The sequence below is a fragment of the Vibrio wakamikoensis genome (assembly GCF_050337275.1).
GTDB lineage: Bacteria > Pseudomonadota > Gammaproteobacteria > Enterobacterales > Vibrionaceae > Vibrio > Vibrio chaetopteri.
In genome coordinates this window covers 1-18,865 of the sequence record NZ_JAKJST010000048.1, presented here as the reverse complement: position 1 = coordinate 18,865, position 18,865 = coordinate 1, and the positions used below count along the sequence as shown (strand labels likewise).

17 protein-coding genes, 10 tRNA genes and 2 rRNA genes are annotated in these 18,865 nt (G+C 46.0%); 5 read left to right on the top strand and 24 right to left on the bottom strand.

What is annotated here, in order from left to right:
• Positions 1–237 precede the first annotated feature (237 nt).
• Complete coding sequence (locus tag L4C42_RS22765; protein WP_353497770.1) at positions 238–1,560, top strand: cation:proton antiporter; 1,323 nt, start codon at positions 238–240, stop codon at positions 1,558–1,560.
• Positions 1,561–1,680: 120 nt separating this feature from the next.
• On the opposite strand, the gene L4C42_RS22760 is transcribed toward L4C42_RS22765, so the two are convergent.
• The 7 genes from L4C42_RS22760 to mutY form a co-directional block, all read right to left on the bottom strand.
• Positions 1,681–1,756: transfer RNA gene (locus tag L4C42_RS22760), tRNA-Asn, on the bottom strand.
• Positions 1,757–1,808: 52 nt separating this feature from the next.
• Positions 1,809–1,884 (bottom strand) — tRNA-Phe (locus L4C42_RS22755).
• Between the two features lie 7 nt (positions 1,885–1,891).
• Positions 1,892–1,967 (bottom strand) — tRNA-Thr (locus tag L4C42_RS22750).
• A gap of 56 nt (positions 1,968–2,023) precedes the next feature.
• A tRNA-Phe gene (locus L4C42_RS22745) sits at positions 2,024–2,099 on the bottom strand.
• 125 nt (positions 2,100–2,224) lie between these two features.
• Positions 2,225–3,361, bottom strand: a complete 1,137-nt coding sequence (mltC, locus tag L4C42_RS22740; RefSeq protein ID WP_353497769.1) for a membrane-bound lytic murein transglycosylase MltC — start codon at positions 3,359–3,361, stop codon at positions 2,225–2,227.
• Between the two features lie 56 nt (positions 3,362–3,417).
• Complete coding sequence (locus tag L4C42_RS22735; protein ID WP_042501045.1) at positions 3,418–3,690, bottom strand: oxidative damage protection protein; 273 nt, start codon at positions 3,688–3,690, stop codon at positions 3,418–3,420.
• Between the two features lie 14 nt (positions 3,691–3,704).
• Positions 3,705–4,751 (bottom strand): A/G-specific adenine glycosylase, encoded by a 1,047-nt coding sequence (gene mutY, locus L4C42_RS22730; protein ID WP_353497768.1) that lies wholly within the window; start codon positions 4,749–4,751, stop codon positions 3,705–3,707.
• Between the two features lie 153 nt (positions 4,752–4,904).
• Here mutY and trmB point away from each other — a divergent pair, with 153 nt between their 5' ends.
• Together trmB and glsB are read left to right on the top strand one after the other, a co-directional pair.
• Positions 4,905–5,624, top strand: coding sequence for a tRNA (guanosine(46)-N7)-methyltransferase TrmB (gene trmB / locus L4C42_RS22725; protein ID WP_112459440.1), 720 nt, complete (start codon positions 4,905–4,907; stop codon positions 5,622–5,624).
• Positions 5,625–5,703: 79 nt separating this feature from the next.
• Positions 5,704–6,624: a glutaminase B gene (glsB, locus tag L4C42_RS22720; protein WP_429761798.1), complete on the top strand. Its 921-nt coding sequence runs from the start codon at positions 5,704–5,706 to the stop codon at positions 6,622–6,624.
• Positions 6,625–6,691: 67 nt separating this feature from the next.
• Here the strand turns inward: glsB and L4C42_RS22715 are convergent, their stop codons facing one another.
• The 8 genes from L4C42_RS22715 to L4C42_RS22680 form a co-directional block, all read right to left on the bottom strand.
• Positions 6,692–8,524, bottom strand: a complete 1,833-nt coding sequence (locus L4C42_RS22715; protein ID WP_429761797.1) for an LTA synthase family protein — start codon at positions 8,522–8,524, stop codon at positions 6,692–6,694.
• A 143-nt stretch (positions 8,525–8,667) separates the two neighbouring features.
• A complete protein-coding gene (gene hemW, locus L4C42_RS22710; protein ID WP_429761796.1) occupies positions 8,668–9,837 on the bottom strand; it encodes a radical SAM family heme chaperone HemW in 1,170 nt (389 codons plus the stop codon).
• A gap of 3 nt (positions 9,838–9,840) precedes the next feature.
• Positions 9,841–10,443 (bottom strand): XTP/dITP diphosphatase, encoded by a 603-nt coding sequence (locus L4C42_RS22705; protein ID WP_429761795.1) that lies wholly within the window; start codon positions 10,441–10,443, stop codon positions 9,841–9,843.
• Between the two features lie 16 nt (positions 10,444–10,459).
• Entirely contained in the window at positions 10,460–10,891 is a 432-nt protein-coding gene (locus L4C42_RS22700) for a DUF4426 domain-containing protein (protein WP_429761794.1), read from the bottom strand.
• A 24-nt stretch (positions 10,892–10,915) separates the two neighbouring features.
• Positions 10,916–11,203 carry a DUF167 family protein YggU gene (yggU, locus tag L4C42_RS22695; protein ID WP_429761793.1) on the bottom strand — a complete coding sequence of 96 codons (288 nt, stop codon included), beginning with the start codon at positions 11,201–11,203 and terminating at the stop codon, positions 10,916–10,918.
• On the bottom strand, positions 11,203–11,760 hold the full coding sequence (locus tag L4C42_RS22690; RefSeq protein ID WP_353497761.1) for a YggT family protein: 558 nt from the start codon (positions 11,758–11,760) through the stop codon (positions 11,203–11,205). Before L4C42_RS22690 ends, yggU begins: the two co-directional genes overlap by 1 nt.
• Positions 11,761–11,791: 31 nt before the next feature.
• Positions 11,792–12,610: a pyrroline-5-carboxylate reductase gene (proC, locus tag L4C42_RS22685; protein ID WP_429761792.1), complete on the bottom strand. Its 819-nt coding sequence runs from the start codon at positions 12,608–12,610 to the stop codon at positions 11,792–11,794.
• 38 nt (positions 12,611–12,648) lie between these two features.
• Positions 12,649–13,359, bottom strand: a complete 711-nt coding sequence (locus tag L4C42_RS22680; RefSeq protein ID WP_353497759.1) for a YggS family pyridoxal phosphate-dependent enzyme — start codon at positions 13,357–13,359, stop codon at positions 12,649–12,651.
• Between the two features lie 25 nt (positions 13,360–13,384).
• On the opposite strand from L4C42_RS22680, the gene L4C42_RS22675 reads away from it, so the two are divergent.
• Positions 13,385–14,425, top strand: coding sequence for a type IV pilus twitching motility protein PilT (locus tag L4C42_RS22675; protein ID WP_429761791.1), 1,041 nt, complete (start codon positions 13,385–13,387; stop codon positions 14,423–14,425).
• 12 nt (positions 14,426–14,437) lie between these two features.
• Positions 14,438–15,544 (top strand): PilT/PilU family type 4a pilus ATPase, encoded by a 1,107-nt coding sequence (locus tag L4C42_RS22670; protein ID WP_418642298.1) that lies wholly within the window; start codon positions 14,438–14,440, stop codon positions 15,542–15,544.
• 41 nt (positions 15,545–15,585) lie between these two features.
• Here the strand turns inward: L4C42_RS22670 and L4C42_RS22665 are convergent.
• From L4C42_RS22665 to L4C42_RS22625, 9 genes are all read right to left on the bottom strand, one after another.
• Positions 15,586–15,661: transfer RNA gene (locus L4C42_RS22665), tRNA-Asn, on the bottom strand.
• A gap of 18 nt (positions 15,662–15,679) precedes the next feature.
• Positions 15,680–15,755 (bottom strand) — tRNA-Thr (locus L4C42_RS22660).
• Positions 15,756–15,787: 32 nt separating this feature from the next.
• A tRNA-Asn gene (locus L4C42_RS22655) sits at positions 15,788–15,863 on the bottom strand.
• Between the two features lie 19 nt (positions 15,864–15,882).
• A tRNA-Thr gene (locus L4C42_RS22650) sits at positions 15,883–15,958 on the bottom strand.
• 57 nt (positions 15,959–16,015) lie between these two features.
• A tRNA-Phe gene (locus tag L4C42_RS22645) sits at positions 16,016–16,091 on the bottom strand.
• A 231-nt stretch (positions 16,092–16,322) separates the two neighbouring features.
• Positions 16,323–17,945: a methyl-accepting chemotaxis protein gene (locus tag L4C42_RS22640; RefSeq protein ID WP_353497756.1), complete on the bottom strand. Its 1,623-nt coding sequence runs from the start codon at positions 17,943–17,945 to the stop codon at positions 16,323–16,325.
• A gap of 388 nt (positions 17,946–18,333) precedes the next feature.
• Positions 18,334–18,410: transfer RNA gene (locus tag L4C42_RS22635), tRNA-Asp, on the bottom strand.
• Positions 18,411–18,450: 40 nt separating this feature from the next.
• Positions 18,451–18,567: ribosomal RNA gene (rrf, locus tag L4C42_RS22630) — 5S ribosomal RNA — on the bottom strand.
• Between the two features lie 127 nt (positions 18,568–18,694).
• Positions 18,695–18,865, bottom strand: a 23S ribosomal RNA gene (locus L4C42_RS22625); the annotation flags it as partial.

Below are 18,865 nucleotides of genomic sequence, written 5' to 3'. Positions count from 1 at the left end.
AAATCTAGACGTCTAAAAAATCTTTACTGACTTGTTATCCCTCAAACTATCGGACTCTTGAAGCAGAAACAAGTTGTTCATGATCTAGTAAGTCCACGGAACGAATAAAAAACAACGACATCGCCTGAGCCACTCTAAACTATAAAATTGACAAATGATTTCACAAATAGTGATTGATATTCACGAGGGAGAAGAACAAAATCCCATTAACATTTTTTTACACACTTAGGTGAAGTGATGTCCGTCTATCAGACTTTATGCTTTCTGTCCGCAGCAGCTATGTTAATAGCCCTAATAAACAGCAAGATAGGTAAAATGCAAACCACCATCGCGATTACTGCCGGTGCTATGATGCTATCACTACTCATCTTAGTTGCTGGTCAAAACGATTGGTTCCACTTAACTGAGCTGGCAACCGAGACCGTTGCTGATATCGATTTTGAAGACTTCCTACTTCAAGGAATCCTTGGCTTTCTATTGTTTGCCGGCGGTTTAGGCATCAAACTACCCCACCTTAAAGATCAAAAATGGGAGATCACCGTTCTTGCCTTAGGTGCGACGCTTTTTTCCACCTTCTTTATTGGCTTTGTGCTCTATGGTTTCTGTTTACTGATTGGCATTCAGTTTGATCTTATCTACTGTTTGCTGTTTGGCGCACTGATCTCCCCTACCGACCCCATCGCCGTTCTTGCCATTGTCAAAAAGCTCGATGCTCCGCAGCGAGTCTCGACCCAAGTTGAGGGCGAATCGCTATTCAACGACGGTTTTGGTCTGGTTATCTTTGTCACTCTATTTACCATTGCATTTGGCAGTGAAGCACCCACACTTGGCAGCGTAACGGCTCTGTTCCTCCAGGAAGCCATTGGCGGCATTGTTTATGGTTTTGTACTCGGCTTAGTATTCCATTACCTCATCAGCTCCACTGACGATCATTCGATGGAACTGCTACTGACTATCGGTATCCCAACCGCAGGCTACGCCTTTGCTGAGTTCCTGCATGTCTCTGGGCCACTCTCTATGGTGGTATCGGGCATTATGATTGGTAACTGGACACGCTACATTGGCTTTTCAAAACAGTCTGAAGAGCACCTCGATCACTTCTGGGAGTTAGTCGATGAGTTTTTGAATGGCGTACTATTTTTGCTTATCGGTATGTCAATGCTGCTATTCCAATTCCACCAAGAAGACTGGATTATGATGGCCGTCTCGGTACCGCTTGTGCTTTGTGCGCGTTATTTGAGTGTAGCGCTGGCCTACGTAGGCTTTAAGCGCTACCGCCGCTACAACCCTTGGTCGGTGCGCATTTTAACGTGGGGTGGCTTACGCGGTGGCCTTGCTCTAGCAATGGCACTCTCTATCCCATCCGGCATCTGGGTGATTGAGGACAAGCTCATTGATGTTAAAGAGATCATCATGGTCATGACCTACTCGGTTGTGGTGTTCTCAATCTTGATTCAAGGCTCAACCATTACACCTATGATTGAGAAGGCTAAATTAGCTGAGAAAGAGATGCAGAAAGAAACGCAGCCTGAGGGCGAGATAAAAGCTCAGCAGGATTAGTAGCAAGCTTATTCAAAATAGCCTCGCAGAATTTGCGGGGCTTTTTTACAGCTTTGAAATCAGGAGACAGACGTAGAAACGAAAAAAGCCGTATCTTTCGATACGGCTTTTTTCTTAAAGTGGCTCCCCCTGCGGGACTCGAACCTGCGACATACGGATTAACAGTCCGCCGTTCTACCAACTGAACTAAGGGGGAATTATTTGTGCAAGCTAGGTCGTAAGACCATTATCAGCTTAACACCAAATAATGGTGCCTCGAGGCGGAGTCGAACCACCGACACGCGGATTTTCAATCCGCTGCTCTACCAACTGAGCTATCGAGGCAAATAAATGGTGCCGACTACCGGAATCGAACTGGTGACCTACTGATTACAAGTCAGTTGCTCTACCTACTGAGCTAAGTCGGCGACACTTTATTTGTTATTGCTCGTGCTTCTGTTAACAGCACCAACAATCTAAATTGTGGTGCCCGGAGGCGGAATCGAACCACCGACACGAGGATTTTCAATCCTCTGCTCTACCGACTGAGCTATCCGGGCAACGGGGCGCTATTAAACGGATTTTCGGGCCTCCCGTCAACGCTTTTTTGAAAAAAACTTTAAAAAAGCGTTCAAGCGCTGCATTTTTCAGCGAATCGTATTTGTTTTAGACAAATTTGGCAAAATTAGCCTTTTCCAGCATTAAAATCTTTTTTGAATTTAGTTACTTTCTCCAAATAACGACGTGCTTCTGCATTTGGGTGTTTCTTCGTCAGTGCCCAATAAACCTGATTCGGCTGCAGTGAATTAAGATCGTTCATCGCCCGCTTTCTGTCTGTTCGGTGGAAGGTGTTCAATACACCGCCAGTACCACCGTTGTACGCCGAGATCATGCTGTACTCCAACGACAATGGATGACGTACTGCGCGAAGGTAGCGGTTTTTCAAAATGTAGAAATACGCGGTCCCTGTATCAATATTCTGCTCTGGATTAAACAGGTACTCTGGTGTTGGCTGCCCAGGCTTATTCTTAACCAGTTTAAATACATCTCGCCCTGCGGTCTTCGGCACCACCTGCATCAAACCATAGGCATTGGCCCAACTCACGGCATACGGGTTGAAACTACTCTCGGTCTTGATGATGGCATAAATCAAGTCTTCAGGAATATCGTAGCGCTGAGAAGCACGACGAACGATGTCCGAATACTGGTAGCTGCGCTGCTTAAAGTGATCAGCCACCATAGGGATCTCAACGTAATACGCCTTCTTGTAATCCACATTCTTGGTTTTTAGTTTGTTAGCTATCAAGTAGTCCGCAAAACGATTCGCACGCCAAGTCCACTGAATAGGCTTTTTCTCTTGATCTACAACCTGGTTATACAGAAACGGCTGGCCTTCTAAGGTAATACCCTTTGATGAGAACAAGTCAACGCTAGACGGGTCGTCTGGCGTAAGCAGCGTGGTCACAATCGCCGTTTTAAGGTGCTTTTCAGGTTCCGTTGGGGAAACGGTCTCAATGGTAATCAAACCTTTGCTAAAGTTAACCTCAGCGCGGCTCAAATAGTTATCTATGTATTTAACGTAGTTGCTTTTACCTGCAACTTTAACCTCGCTGCTACCCCATCGCTTCTCAATGTTGCCATTAAAGCTGCTGATGAGTGCATCAAGCGCTGCAACATCTTTGACGTATTGACCCGGCAACTGTGCCAAGTTCTTAGCAAAACGGTTGGTTGGTTCGTAGTTCACATCGTAGATTTTTTCGATGAACTCACGACTGCAACCGAGCAATAGTAGCGGCGTTAAAAAATAGATTAGCTTCTTCATAGATACCATTTAAAAACACCACCTGTGAGGTGGTGCTTGAATTATTCCTTGGTCAATTACTCAGATGGTGGCGTGTAACCGTCGATAATGACGTCTTTCCCTTCAAACAAGAAGTTAACCATCTCTGCTTCAAGCAGCTTACGATGTTCAGGATCCATCATATTCAGCTTCTTTTCATTGATCAGCATCGTTTGCTTAGATTGCCACTCAGCCCACGCCTGTTTAGAAATGTTATCGAAGATACGTTTACCCAGTTCACCTGGGTACAGTTGAAAGTCTAGGCCTTCAGCATCTTTCTGTAGACGAGCACAAAAAACCATACGGCTCATAATGTTATCCTCAATTAATATCGTTGTAAGGTGTCTATAAGCTGCTTTACTGGCGCAGCCAGCCCCACTTTTTCTGGTTGGGTAATGTTATACCAAAGACCTTTAGACGGTTCCATCATCATTGTCGGAAGCTGGTTCAGCGTCACGACGATTGGGGTGATATCTAGGTGATAATGGCTAAAGGTATGTCTAAATGCTATCTCAACGTCCGTAGAGGCTATCATCGCCTCACCGATGCCTAACCCTTCAAGTACCGGCTCAATATCCGCTGTTGGGCTTTCTGGAAAACAAAATAACCCGCCCCAAATGCCCGTTTGCGGACGCTGTGCAAGCCAAAGCTCTTGATTATGCATAACAATCACAAACCAAGTTTCCTTCTCTGGCTTCTGCTTTTTAGGCTTTTTACCGGGATAATCAAGCGGGTTACCCTGCTTATTCGCCGCGCAAAGTGATTCGATTGGGCATAGCGTGCATTTCGGCTTGCTGCGCGTACACACCATGGCTCCCATATCCATCATAGCTTGGTTGTACTTATCGGTATCAATATCTGGCGTATGCTGCTCAGCAATTTCCCATAATTGATTTTCTACTTTCTTCTGACCAGGCCAACCGTCTATGGCAAAACTGCGAGCCAGCGTTCGCTTTACGTTCCCATCTAGAATCGCATGTGGGAGTTTATGAACCGAAGAAAGCACTGCGGCGGCGGTTGAGCGGCCAACACCTGGCAGCGCATTCATCTCTTCTAACGTTAACGGAAACTCCCCACCATATTGCTCTACAACCACTTTGGCTGCTTTATGAAGATTGCGAGCTCTAGCGTAATAGCCAAGCCCAGTCCAAAGGTGCAATACCTCATCTTGTGGCGCGTTAGCCAAAGATTCAACCGTTGGGAAGTGCTCTAGGAATCGCTCGTAGTATGGGATGACCGTCGCGACTTGGGTTTGCTGCAGCATGATCTCAGACAGCCACACTTTATAAGCGGTTTTGTCTTGCTGCCACGGCAACTGTTTACGACCAAATTTGTCGTACCAGTCTAATATTGAGCGTGCAAAAGGCGTCACAATGTTTCTCTTCTCTCTTATAATTTGCCGGAAATTGCACCACACTTAGTAACAGAAGTAAAACCGCGTGAATTTCTGATCCGATAATGCTTGCTTGATGGCAAATTCTTTGGATAATTCCCGCTCTGATTATTGAATGAACAGGCTAAACCAATGAGTGAAGTGACTACTAACGAATACACTGAAGATGGCAAACTGATTCGCAAAGTTCGCAGTTTTGTTCGTCGTGAAGGACGCCTAACCAAAGGCCAAGAATCGGCAATGGAAGAGTGCTGGCCTACAATGGGTATTGATTACCAAGAGTCACTACTCGATTGGGAGCAGGTATTTGGCAACAAAAACCCTGTTGTACTTGAAGTTGGTTTCGGCATGGGCGCGTCTTTAGTCGAAATGGCAAAGAACGCGCCAGAAAAGAATTTTATCGGTATTGAAGTACACAGCCCGGGTGTTGGCGCCTGCCTGTCTTCAGCACGCGATGCTGGTGTCACCAACCTACGTGTAATGTGTCACGACGCAGTTGAAGTGTTTGCTAACATGATTCCAGAGAACAGCCTAAGCACAATGCAACTGTTCTTCCCAGACCCATGGCACAAAAAGCGTCACCATAAGCGCCGTATTGTTCAGCTAGATTTTGCAGAAATGGTAAGAACTAAACTTATCCCTGAATCTGGTATTTTCCATATGGCAACTGACTGGGAAAACTACGCGGAGCACATGGTCGAAGTCATGAACGAAGCACCGGGCTTTGAAAACATTGCCACTGATGGTGATTTCGTACCACGCCCAGAAGAGCGTCCACTGACCAAATTTGAAGCTCGTGGTCACCGCCTTGGTCACGGTGTTTGGGATATCAAATACCGTCGCACTGCGTAAGCAAAACGCGAAAGTTTATTAATGAAAAGCCAACCCAACGTTGGCTTTTTTTAGCGCTAATGTTGGGAGAACAATAACCATGAAACCAACAAAACAGATCCTTTCTACCATCCTAAGCGAAGTAAAACCGCTAATTGGACAAGGTAAAGTCGCCGACTACATCCCTGCACTTGCCAATGTGCCCAATACCAAATTGGGTATCGCGGTGTATACCAATGAAGGGGAAGTGATCACCGCAGGTGATGCGGAAGAGAGCTTCTCAATTCAATCTATTTCCAAAGCGCTAAGCCTAACGCTTGCCATGATGCTGTATAAGCCAGAGGAAATCTGGCAACGCGTTGGCAAAGAGCCATCAGGACAGGCATTTAACTCGCTGATCCAGCTTGAAATGGAGCAAGGTATTCCTCGTAATCCGTTTATCAACGCTGGCGCCATTGTAGTGGCAGACTTGCTACAAAGCCGCCTGTCAGCCCCTAGACAGCGTCTGCTGGAGTTTGTGCGTGTATTGTCTGGAGATAGCCATATTGTCTACGACAAGATTGTTGCTGCATCTGAGATGATGCACAGCGACCGTAATGCCGCAATCGCCTATCTGATGCGTTCATTCGGTAACTTCAACAATGATGTTATCCCAGTACTGAATAATTACTTTCACGCTTGCGCGCTTAAAATGAGCTGTGTAGACCTTGCTAAGACCTTTAGTTATCTTGCTAACCAAGGTCAGTCGGTCAACACCAAAAAGCAGATCATCACACCAACACAAACCAAGCAGCTCAATGCACTACTGGCAACTTGTGGATTGTATGATGGTGCGGGCGAATTTGCTTACCGCGTCGGCATGCCAGGCAAGTCAGGCGTGGGCGGCGGGATCATCGCGATTGTGCCGGGGGAGATGACCATAGCCGTATGGTCACCTGAACTGGATAAGTCTGGTAACTCACTCGCTGGCACTCGCGCATTAGAAATGCTTTCTGAGCGAATCGGTCGCTCAATTTTCTGATAGCGTTTTCAAGGTTTAAAACAAAAGAAGCTGGTCTCCACCAGCTTCTTTTGTTTCTACCCTATGACTAATAGCGCGCAGTACTGCCATCAAACAAGTGCTGCTGACTGTAGAGTAGATAATTAAGACCATTTTCATACATGGCTTTGGTGCGTTTCGACTCACTACAATCAATTGATTTCAAACTCACTGTATCGTTACCGACTCGATAGCACGCCTCTTTTTGGCCGCTTTCAGCGTTAATTCTGATCATTTTGTCATTGGCTAACCAGTAGAACTGGTTATTCACTGTGAAGTCCGCCCCCTCTTGGTAGTCTTTCGCCAAGAGACTTTGCCCTGAGAACCAGCCCACTTGTCCACCCAACAAATCAACAACCGTTGGCGCAATATCTTTGTGGGATGCAGAAAATGGTAACGTGCCCGTCGGAATATCCAAATTTATGCCGTGGATTAAAAACGGAATGGAGACGTGTCTAAGGTCACTTTTCCCGCTCACCATGGTATGGTCAGCGACCAGCAATAATATCGTTGGTCGCGTAGTTTGCGCTTTCAAACGTTTAACAAAACGTCCCAGAGACAGGTCTGCGTGGTGCAACACACTACGGCGCGTTTGCTCCTCTGTTTCATCACCAAACACATAATCAGTTTTATTAGGTAAATAGCTATCGTGCGTTGTGCCTGTATTAATAGCGATAAATCGCGGTACATCACTGGCTGATGCCAACTTATCTAGCGCGAAATCATAGATGCCATCATCCATATAGCCCCAATAATTTTGGTCTTGGCCTTGCTCTGGGTATTCAAACTTGCCGTAAGAATCGCTAAACCCTAGTGATTGTGCAAATGCACCAACCATTCCCTGACCACTACCTTGAACAAAAGAAGTTTCCCAACCACGCTCTTTCAGTAGTTGCGGCAAACAACGGTAGGGCATGCTCTCTAAACGAGTCCCAGCCACGCTGCCACCTACAGGGTTAGGTTGCGAGCACATGGTAGCGAAAACACCTTCCACGGTTCGAAAGCCATTAGAGTAGAAAGCCGCTGTCGATAATGACTGATCACGCAGCGCATCAAAGTTCGGTGTTGCATTGACATTAGAGCCGTAACTTTGCATGTCGTAGGCCATCCAGCTTTCAAGAAGTACTAACACCACATCATACTGATTGAGTCGATTGAGCTTGGTTTTTGGATTGGGGTTTACTTTCGCTTGGAGCTTGACCATTTGCAGCGAGCTTTGCTCTGGCGTCCAGCGATACCCAGATTTATCTTCACCTATCAGCGAGTAGTAAGTTATCGCGTAGGGCGCACTCCAAGCGATGCGAGCTTGGTTTATATCACCGATCTTATAAGCATACATGGGAGTTTGTGGTTTATCACTAAAGCCGCCGCGTACTGCTGCAACGACAGCTACAACAAATACCAAAGCGATGGATACCGATTGATACCAACGTTGGCTAAAGGTAATCTTTTGAGGGAATTTGCTCAGAAGCGCAGCGAAAGCAATTAACATAACTATCGCTGTAACGATAAGGCCAGAGAATTGAGTAACAACAGTTGATAGCAGCTCAAACTCCATTCCCTTGCCTAACTGCAAATCAACGGTCACATGACGGTTTGCTTGGCTAAGGTATATCGTATCGCCCATGGTTGAGAAAATGATCCACGCACCACAAACTAACAGCCAAGCGTGAAATAAACCTTGATAGAAGCGCTTAAAGTAGGCAAATGGAGTAAGCAGAAGTAGGCTTAACCCAGTCAGAAGGAGAGAGATCGTCAGGTCGAATCGGACGCCCCAAATAACGGCTTTCAGGAACTCGACCAATGAAGAGTCTGAATAGTTGATTTCATGCCAACCAAGAAAAGTAACTTTAGAAATAACCGACAAGAGTGTCAGCATCATGACAATTTTTACTAAAGAAAGGATCATATTGCGCCCAGTAATTTCAGCAGGTTACTGTTTCATTACAGTAACCTATCTTCTTGGGCGCGAATTATAACCAAACCGTTACCTCAATAGAAGTAAGTTACGGTAATGCTTGGTCATCACTCCAGTTCAAATTGCTCTAATACATCGTTGAGAAACAGCTTGCCTTTCTCGGTAACTACCCAGCTATCACCTAGATCATCAATATAGCCATTGTTGATACAATGCATCATCGGAGCCTCAATAACACTCAAGCTTAACCCGGTACGCTCGGTAAACTCTACTTTAGGACAAGCTTCTAATAGGCGCAGACGGTTAATGAAGAACTCAAACGGTCTATCTTGAGCTTCGACTTCAATCTCAGAGTCCAAGTAAGGCTTAAGCATATTGAGATAACCTCTAGGGTGCTTAACCTTAGTGGTGCGAACAATATGACCATCCGAAAAACTCAGCTTGCCGTGAGCACCACAGCCAATTCCTAGATAATCACCAAATCGCCAATAATTCAGATTATGCTGACATTGATAACCAGGCTTACTGTAGCCGGAGACTTCATACTGCTGATAGCCAGCCTCTTCAAGCATCTTATGACCTTGCTCGTAGATATCCCAAAGATCGTCATCGTCTGGCAAGGTCGGCGGCTTTGAATAGAACAGAGTGTTCGGTTCAATGGTTAGCTGGTACCAAGAGAGGTGCGGCGGCGCAAGATCAATGGCTTGCTGCAGGTCACCAAGAGCATCAGTCACGGATTGTTCCGGAAGACCGTGCATCAAATCTAAGTTAAAGCTGTTTAACCCTATAGTATGGGCAAGCTTGGCCGCATTGATTGCCTCGCTCTCACCATGAATACGCCCCAAACGCTCAAGCTTTTGTTGCTGGAAACTCTGCACTCCAACAGAGATACGAGTCACACCACCAGTTTGATAGCGCTTGAACCTTGCGGCCTCAATCGTCCCTGGATTGGCTTCCATGGTAATTTCAATATCATCACGAAATGGGATGCGCTGTCTTACGCCATCCAATAGCTCCTCAATAAGCTCAGGCACTATTAAGCTTGGCGTACCGCCACCAATGAAGATCGAGTGCAATGGACGCTCATCATCGGCAAGTTGATAACGAGCGATATCAGCATCCAGATCTTCAAGAAGTGCGGTGATGTATGCCTGCTGTGGTATTTCTCCCTTTTGAGCGTGAGAGTTAAAGTCACAGTAAGGACACTTTTGCACACACCATGGGATATGAATGTACAAACTAAGAGGCGGTGGAGTGATGGCAGAAAGAGTCGACATCGTTTACAGACCTTGAGCCTTGATCGTCGCGAAAAGCTCACTGAGCGCTTTACCACGGTGAGACAGCTGCTTTTTACGCACGGGCTCTAGCTCTGCAGAAGCACAGCCTTCCTCAGGAACGAAGAAGATAGGGTCGTAGCCAAAGCCATTTTCACCCGATGCTTCCGTTAAGATCCGGCCTTCCCACTTGCCATGACACACTAGTGGCGTTGGGTCGTTCTCATGACGCATCAATACCAGTACGCAGTGAAAACGCGCCGTTCTTTGCTCTTCTGGTACGCCTTGCATTTCAGTAAGCACTTTTTCTAGGTTAAGTTTATCCGTCGCACCTTCACCGTAATAGCGAGCAGAGTAGATACCAGGCGCACCTTTCAGATAATCAATCTCTAAACCTGAGTCGTCCGCAATCGCTGCAAAACCCGTTTCTTGTGCCGCGTGTCTGGCTTTGATGATGGCATTTTCAATAAACGTCGTTCCTGTCTCGGCGACCTCAGAAACGTTGAACTCACTTTGAGCGTGAACCTCAAAGCCAAAGTCTGACAGCAGGTCTGCCATCTCTTTGACTTTCCCTTGGTTACCGGTTGCTAGGACGATTTTTTTGTTCATGAGAGTCTCTCGAGGGTTAAGGTTCTACATAAAGCTTTTGACTAAAGGAAACCGGACCACGTCCTTTGTTTCCCGCATCGATATCAATCGTAAACTGGTACATCTCTTCGTTCACGATCGGAAATTGAGCAAGATAGTATACCGCATCTCCCTCTTTAATTTGCTTAAACTCTAGAGTTTTCATTTGACCGATAAGGTTCTTAGCACCCCCTTTGATGCCTACTTCCATCGCCGGTTTACCTGCGCTAGATCGATCGAGCACACTCACATTGACGGTAGCGATATGCTCGTTACGTTTTAAATCGTAACTGCGGGCAATCTTTGGCGTCATAAACGTCGAGTTAAATACAACATAATGCACTTCTGCGTCTTTGATGGTTTTAAACTGCCCTGCTGCTGCAGCGCTGCTCATGAGTACAGCAAAGATGAATAACAACGACTTTTTCATCCGTTATCTCCTTGTAAAAAGCCCTCATAAGAGGGCTTGGAATTCCTTGGGTATTTGCGAGGGCGCAATTATCCTGATTTGTTTATGGCGACCGAGTTCGCCCTTTTCTATCAACACTTGGCTTTTCGCCACTTTAAATTGCTTGGCCAAGTATTTACTTAAGTGTGCATTGGCTTTGCCATCAATGGGAGGGGCGGTTATGGCGACTTTAAACTCATCACCATGCTCTCCCACCAACTTATCTCGGCTTGCCTTAGGTTGTACGTAGATACGTAACACTAGGTCATCGCCCACTAAAGTAGCGGCTGACATTATAGTCGGAACCAGACTGGCCCGATGACATCACCCATAAGCATGTTGGCAAATTGCAGTACGATAAACAGCACTAATACGCTCAGATCAAAGCCGCCCATTGCAGGGATAATGCGACGAATTGGCGCGAGCATTGGCTCAGTCAGTTGATGGAACACATATTCAATTGGACTGCGGCCTTGGCTAACCCAACTCAGAATCGCGCGAAGCAATAACACCCAGAATAGCAGGCCGCCAGCAGCTTTAATAAGAGATAACAGCCCCAAAAATAGGAAATCAACACCAAAGCTGAAGTTACCACCAGAGGCAATCAGAACCAGCGTCACATACTTACCGACACAGAGCAAATACGCAAATAGTAGCGTAGCCATATCGAGACTGCCGATCGATGGGATAACACGACGCAATGGCGCGACCACAGGTTGCGTTGCCTTGACGATAAACTGAGAGAACGGGTTGTAAAAATCCGCTCGCGCAGCCTGCAGCCAAATACGTAAAATAACGACCATGATGTAAAGATCAAACAAGGTCGAAACTAAAAAACTCATTGAATTCATATAAAACCCTTACGAATAATCATTAGTGGGATTAGAACAGTTTTTCCATTTCTTCTGCACGCGCCACTGCCGCCTGCATCGCTTTGGCTACAATGCCACGAATATCGCTTTCTTCAAAGGTGCGTACCGCTTCTGCAGTCGTTCCACCTTTAGAAGTCACTTGCTGACGCAATGTCGCAAGATCGGTCTCTGGGTTAGCAGCCACCATAGTTGCGGCTCCTAATGCTGTTTGCTGAACCAACAAACGAGCGGTTTCCGTATCAAAACCACTTGCTATTGCTTGCTGCTGAATCGCTTCCATAAACAAGAAGAAATAAGCAGGTGCGCTGCCAGCGCCTGCAATCACATCATTGATACCTGCTTCTTGCTCAACCCAACATACCTTACCGACAGCTTGCATTAATTCACTAGCAAACTGTTTATCAGCCTCAGGCGTCTCTTGGGAAGCAAACAGGCCACTCATGCCCTCACCAACCAGTGATGGTGTATTTGGCATAACGCGAATGAGGTTTAACTCACATGCAAACATTTGCTGCATTCTCGCAATGTTAATTCCCGCAGCAATTGAGACAACCAACTTATTACTAAAATCGACGGCTTGAAGCGGTTTTGTCACCTCTTCCATTAATTGAGGCTTTACCGCCATGACGACAACACCAGCTTGCTGAGCCGCAGCAACATTGTCTGTGGTTACCCGTACACCATAATCTTGTTGCAATGCAGTAAGCTTCTCTTCACTGCGGTTGGTAGCAATGATTTTGCTTGGCTCGTATCCACTAGCGACCAGGCCTGCAACTATCGAGCGCGTCATATTGCCCGCTCCGATAAAGGCGACTTTTCTTTGTTCCATGAAACTAATCCTAAAATGAAAGCTAAGCTAGATGCTGCCTATGCTTTGTTACTGTAATCTCTTGCGCCGAATATTGCAGTGCCGATACGTACTATGGTACTGCCCGCTTCAATCGCCGCTTGCATATCTCCGCTCATTCCCATCGATAACGTATCAACCTGCGGATAGCGTTCTGCCAGTGCATTTTTCAGTTTTGCTAGAGCTTTAAAGGCAACAAGCTGAGATTGATAGTCACTAACGTTTTCAGGAATGGACATCACTCCTCTTAACGTGAGGTTGGGAAGCTCGGATATCAACTGGGCAAGCTCAAACACCTGCTCATCATCAACGCCAGACTTGCTTGCTTCACCACTGGTATTCACCTGGATGAGTACTTGAAGTGGCGGCATGTCTGCAGGCCTTTGTTCATTCAGGCGCTGAGCAATTTTATCTCTATTGATGGTATGTACCCAATCAAAGTGCTCAGCGACTGGTCGGGTCTTATTCGATTGAATTGGGCCAATAAAGTGCCATTCGATATCTAGCTCTGGATGCTGCTCTCTGAATAACGCTACTTTAGCAACACCCTCTTGCACGTAGTTTTCACCAAACATGCGATGCCCAGCTTCACAGGCTTCTAGAATCGCTTCCACAGGCTTAGTTTTACTTACCGCGAGCAGTTGCACCTCACCTTGCACTCTCCCGCAGTTTTGCTCTGTAGCCGCAATTTGCGAGTTAATTAGTTGTATATTGTTCTGAATGCTAGTCATAGATTTAAAGTCAAAAGGAAAATGAATGGATATCACCGAGTTACTAGACTTCAGTGTAAAACATAATGCATCAGATCTACACCTTTCTGCAGGGGTTTCCCCCATGATACGCATCGATGGAGAAGTGAGAAAACTGGGCATCCCGGCGTTAGAGCATTCTGAAGTTCATAAACTCATCTTTGATATCATGAATGACAAGCAGCGCAACGAGTACCAAGAGCATTTAGAAATTGACTTTTCGTTTGAGCTACCCAATATCGGCCGCTTTCGCGCCAATGCGTTTAATCAATCACGCGGCTGCTCAGCCGTGTTTCGAACTATCCCGACCGAAATACCGACACTCGACAGTATTGGTGCACCGAGCAAGTTTGCCGAGCTTGCGAACCTCGAGAATGGACTAGTACTGGTAACCGGGCCAACTGGCTCAGGTAAATCCACCACACTCGCAGCTATGGTCAATCACATCAACGAACATCAGAACAAGCACATCTTGACCATTGAAGATCCTATCGAATTTATTCATAACAACAAAAAGTGCCTGGTAAATCAACGAGAAGTGCACCGGGATACTCATAGCTTTAAATCCGCGCTTCGCTCTGCTCTGAGGGAAGACCCCGATATTATTCTTGTCGGCGAGCTTCGCGACCAAGAGACCATTAGCCTTGCGTTGACAGCGGCTGAAACCGGGCACTTAGTGTTTGCCACTATGCACACCAACTCTGCGGCTAAGTCTGTAGATAGGATAGTTGATGTGTTTTCTGGCCAAGATAAAGACATGGTTCGCTCTATGCTCTCTGAGTCACTGCGAGCCGTCATTGCACAAACACTACTTAAGCGCCTAGGGGGTGGCCGAGTTGCGTGTCATGAAATCATGGTTGGTACCCCAGCGATACGTAACCTCATCAGAGAAGACAAGGTGGCTCAAATGGTTTCGGTTATTCAGACTGGAGCTGCGAATGGAATGCAAACCATGGAGCAGCACGCAAGGCAGCTTCTTTCTCAAGGCCTAATCGATATTGAAGAGATCGGTAAGAAAGTGGTTCAAAATGACAATCTGTTTCAGTAAGGAAGCACCATGATAATCATTGATGACGTTCTAAATCACATGCTAGAGCTCAAAGCTTCCGATCTCTATCTAACGGTTGGGGCACCTGTTCTTTATCGTGTCGACGGGGAGCTAAAATCCCGGGGAGAAACGCTTACCGAACGAGCGATTCACGAACTATTAAACGCCGTCATGGATACTAATCTTCGACAAGATTATCTCGCGTCCAAAGAGGCAAACTTCGCGATCGTAAAAGCGATTGGCCGCTTTCGCGTCAGTGCCTTTTTTCAACGAGAGCTCCCTGGTGCGGTAATACGCCGCATCGAAACCAAAATACCTAGCTTTGAAGAGCTAGCACTACCGGATGTTCTCCAAGACTTAGCGATCGCGAAACGTGGGCTGGTACTTGTTGTTGGTGCAACCGGTTCTGGAAAATCAACCACGATGGCTGCGATGACAGGTTATCGCAACTACAATCGAAGTGGACATATCCTAACGGTTGAAGATCCCATTGAGTTTGTTCATGAGCACCACAAATGCATTGTTACCCAGAGAGAAGTCGGTTTAGACACTGAAAGCTACGACGTCGCCTTGAAGAATTCGCTGAGGCAAGCACCTGATATGATCCTAATTGGTGAAATTCGCACGCGCTCAACCATGGAATATGCGATGGCATTCGCAGAAACAGGCCACCTTTGTATGGCGACTCTTCATGCTAATAACGCCAACCAAGCATTGGAAAGAATACTTCATCTAGTACCCAAAGAGCGCAAAGAGCAATTTCTGTTTGATCTCTCAACCAACTTAAGAGGCATTGTCGCCCAGCAACTCATACGGGACAAAAATGGTCGCGGTAGACATGGGGTATTCGAAGTTTTACTGAACAGTCCGAGGGTGGCAGAACTCATACGCAAGGGGGACCTCCACGAAATCAAAACAGCGATGAGCAAAAGCAAGGAAGTCGGAATGCAAACTTTCGACCAAGCCCTATATGATCTTGTTATGGCAAATAAAATCAATCAAAGCGATGCTCTTCACAGTGCAGACTCACCAAACGACCTACGACTGATGCTAAAGCTTCAAGCGAGCGACTCTAAACAACAGGGTCGATTAACTGGTATTAAAATAGATATGAGCTAGATGCAAAAAGGCCGTATCTTTCGATACGGCCTTTTTAAATGTGGCTCCCCCTGCGGGACTCGAACCTGCGACATACGGATTAACAGTCCGCCGTTCTACCAACTGAACTAAGGGGGAATTGCTTTCGCAATAAAGTGGTGCCGACTACCGGAATCGAACTGGTGACCTACTGATTACAAGTCAGTTGCTCTACCTACTGAGCTAAGTCGGCACTTAAAGCAAGCTTTCGCTTACTTTTAAAAGTGGCTCCCCCTGCGGGACTCGAACCTGCGACATACGGATTAACAGTCCGCCGTTCTACCAACTGAACTAAGGGGGAATTACTTTACGTAAATAAATGGTGCCGACTACCGGAATCGAACTGGTGACCTACTGATTACAAGTCAGTTGCTCTACCTACTGAGCTAAGTCGGCGACACTTTATTTTGTTATTGCTCGTACTAATTGTCTTAGCACCAACAATCTAAATTGTGGTGCCCGGAGGCGGAATCGAACCACCGACACGAGGATTTTCAATCCTCTGCTCTACCGACTGAGCTATCCGGGCGACGAGGTGTATTAAACGGTTTTTCAGCCTTTAGGTCAACACTAAATTGCAAAAAAAATATCGTTTGTTGCTTTTATATACTTAGCGTTCTATTTTTATTCATTTGGTGCTCAAAAACAAGCCCTAGCAGTGGATCAGACAATTGTAGACCACGTTATTACTGGACTTGAGACAGTTCCCAAGCACCAAAAAAGTATCAATTTTAACGCCTACAGCAGACCTTATTTTGTGTTAAGCCACTTCAAAACGAGAGACTTTCGAACTTAGGTCTTCAGAAAGCTGGTTCAATGTTTGCGTGGCACGCTTAGTTTCGTCGACAACACCTCTTAATTCGCTGCCACTGTGTTCAATCATATTAATGCGTTGGGAGATATCATCACTCACTTCTGTTTGCTCAGCAGCAGCTGTCGCGATCTGTTGGCTTTTCTCAGTGATGGCTTCGAGACTCAATACCACCTCTTGTAGTGCTTGTGAGGCGGTTTGAGATTCCGATACTGTCGCTTGACTTGTTTCAGCACAAAGTAAGATGCTCTGAATCGCATTTTGAGAGCCAGATTGTAAGTTACCTATCATCTCTTGGATCTCTTTAGTACTTTGCTGAGTGCGGCCTGCTAGATTACGTACTTCATCAGCCACCACTGCAAAGCCTCTTCCTTGTTCGCCCGCACGTGCAGCTTCTATTGCGGCATTCAATGCAAGAAGGTTCGTTTGCTCTGCAATATCGCCAATAACATCAAGAACGCGCGCGATATTATGCACATCACTATCGAGTTCTGAGACTGCGGTACTCGCTCCCTCCAGCTGGGTAGCTAGACCTTCGATATTCGATACTGTCGCCAGAATAAGCTGGCTCACTTGCTGGCTCTGTTTATCTGCTTCATCCGTACTTTGCGCCGCATCAGTCGCCGATTGAGCCACATGAGAAGCAGAGGACGCCATTTCCGTCATCGCCGTAGCAATCATCTCTGTGCTTTGTTGTTGAGTTGATGTAAGTGTCGCTATAACCGAAGAACGAGAATCAGCATCTGAAAGCTGAGACGTAATAGAGGCAGTTACCTTCTCGATACTAGACAGCAATGAAGCAAGTGAGAGGTTCATGGTCTGCACTGAATGATAAATACTGCCTTCAATAGCTTTATGCTTAAAGTTTGTCTTTAACTTACCATCTGCAACATCTCGAACGGCTTTAAGCACATCCGAAGGCTCTCCACCTAAGATAGAAGTCATTCTATTTAGAGAAGTCAGCAAAAGACCGACGATGGCAACAATTATGACCAAACAGAATGACAACTGCCACTTAGCGGTTGACCAGAAACGTTCGTTCACTTCATTAAAACCAATCCCCGTACCTACGACCCAGTTCCAGTGAGGTGTACGCTCAGCAATAGACAGTTTGTCCTCTACCGAGCCATCTGGCAGAGCCTGAGACCAATGATACTCAATGAGAGAGCCTGACGTATTACCTAGCTTACTCAAAATGATGTCAGCGACGCTGCGACCGCTGCTATCTTTGAAATCGTGGAAACTTGTACCGTGCAGTTGAGGATCCAAAGGAGCAGCAATAAAGGTCATCTGATCATCGGCGACATACACATACTCATTGTCCTTATAGACATTGTTCCTAAGTATGCGTGTTGCAATTGCTTTAGCTTCTGATTCAGCGAGGGTACCTTCTATTGCTAACTTTTCTAGTTCAGCGATCGTTGAATAAGTACTCGTAAAAATCTCAGTCACTCGAGATTTATTGTCACTGTCGCTAGCGACACGAAGTGACCAAAGGCCTGATATCGCAACAGCGACGACGGCAACAAGGATAATTAGAGATAATAAATATGTCTGATTTTTTAACTTCATTTTTTTGCTCAGATACTGATAACGTACGAAATGTTGCATTGTAATGAAGGATACATGACAGCGTTATCATTAAAAGCGACGATTTCGAAAACTATGACAGCGATTAAATTTGCAAAATAAAATAAGTTTCTTCTTAAAGATTTGAATCAAACGGTCGGTGCTGAAGGCAGTAGAATGGAGTGTTGAAACAACTGAAACGGAGAAGAACTGGGAAATATATCTATGGTATGACACGAAGAAATAACAAAAGTGATAGTCTCACCTTGCTAATATCTCAAAGTCCTGTGAGGGCTAGGTAATTGGTTACCTAGTATCGAGCTTGGTCTAAGGTTTAGTATATTACAGATAGCAAAAAACCCGATGCTTTCGCATCGGGTTTTCTAATAAGTGGCGGAGTGGACGGGACTCGAACCCGCGACCCCCGGCGTGACAGGCCGGTATTCTAACCAACTGAACTACCACTCCGCAGTGGCATACTTGCTATTGCAAGTGTCCAAAATTCAAAGCCTGGCGATGTCCTACTCTCACATGGGGAAACCCCACACTACCATCGGCGCTATTGCGTTTCACTTCTGAGTTCGGCATGGAAATCAGGTGGGTCCACAACGCTATGGTCGCCAAGCAAATTCTGTTTTGCCTTCAGATTTTCTGAAAATCTGAAAACAATAAATYCGGAAAGCTGYTAATGCGTTCTCTACACATTCAATTTGTTCTTGCTTTGAGTCCAATCAAAACCCTTTGGGTGTTGTATGGTTAAGCCTCACGGGCAATTAGTACAGGTTAGCTCAACGCCTCACAACGCTTACACACCCTGCCTATCAACGTTCTAGTCTCGAACAACCCTTTAGGACACTTAAAGTGCCAGGGAAGACTCATCTCAGGGCTCGCTTCCCGCTTAGATGCTTTCAGCGGTTATCATC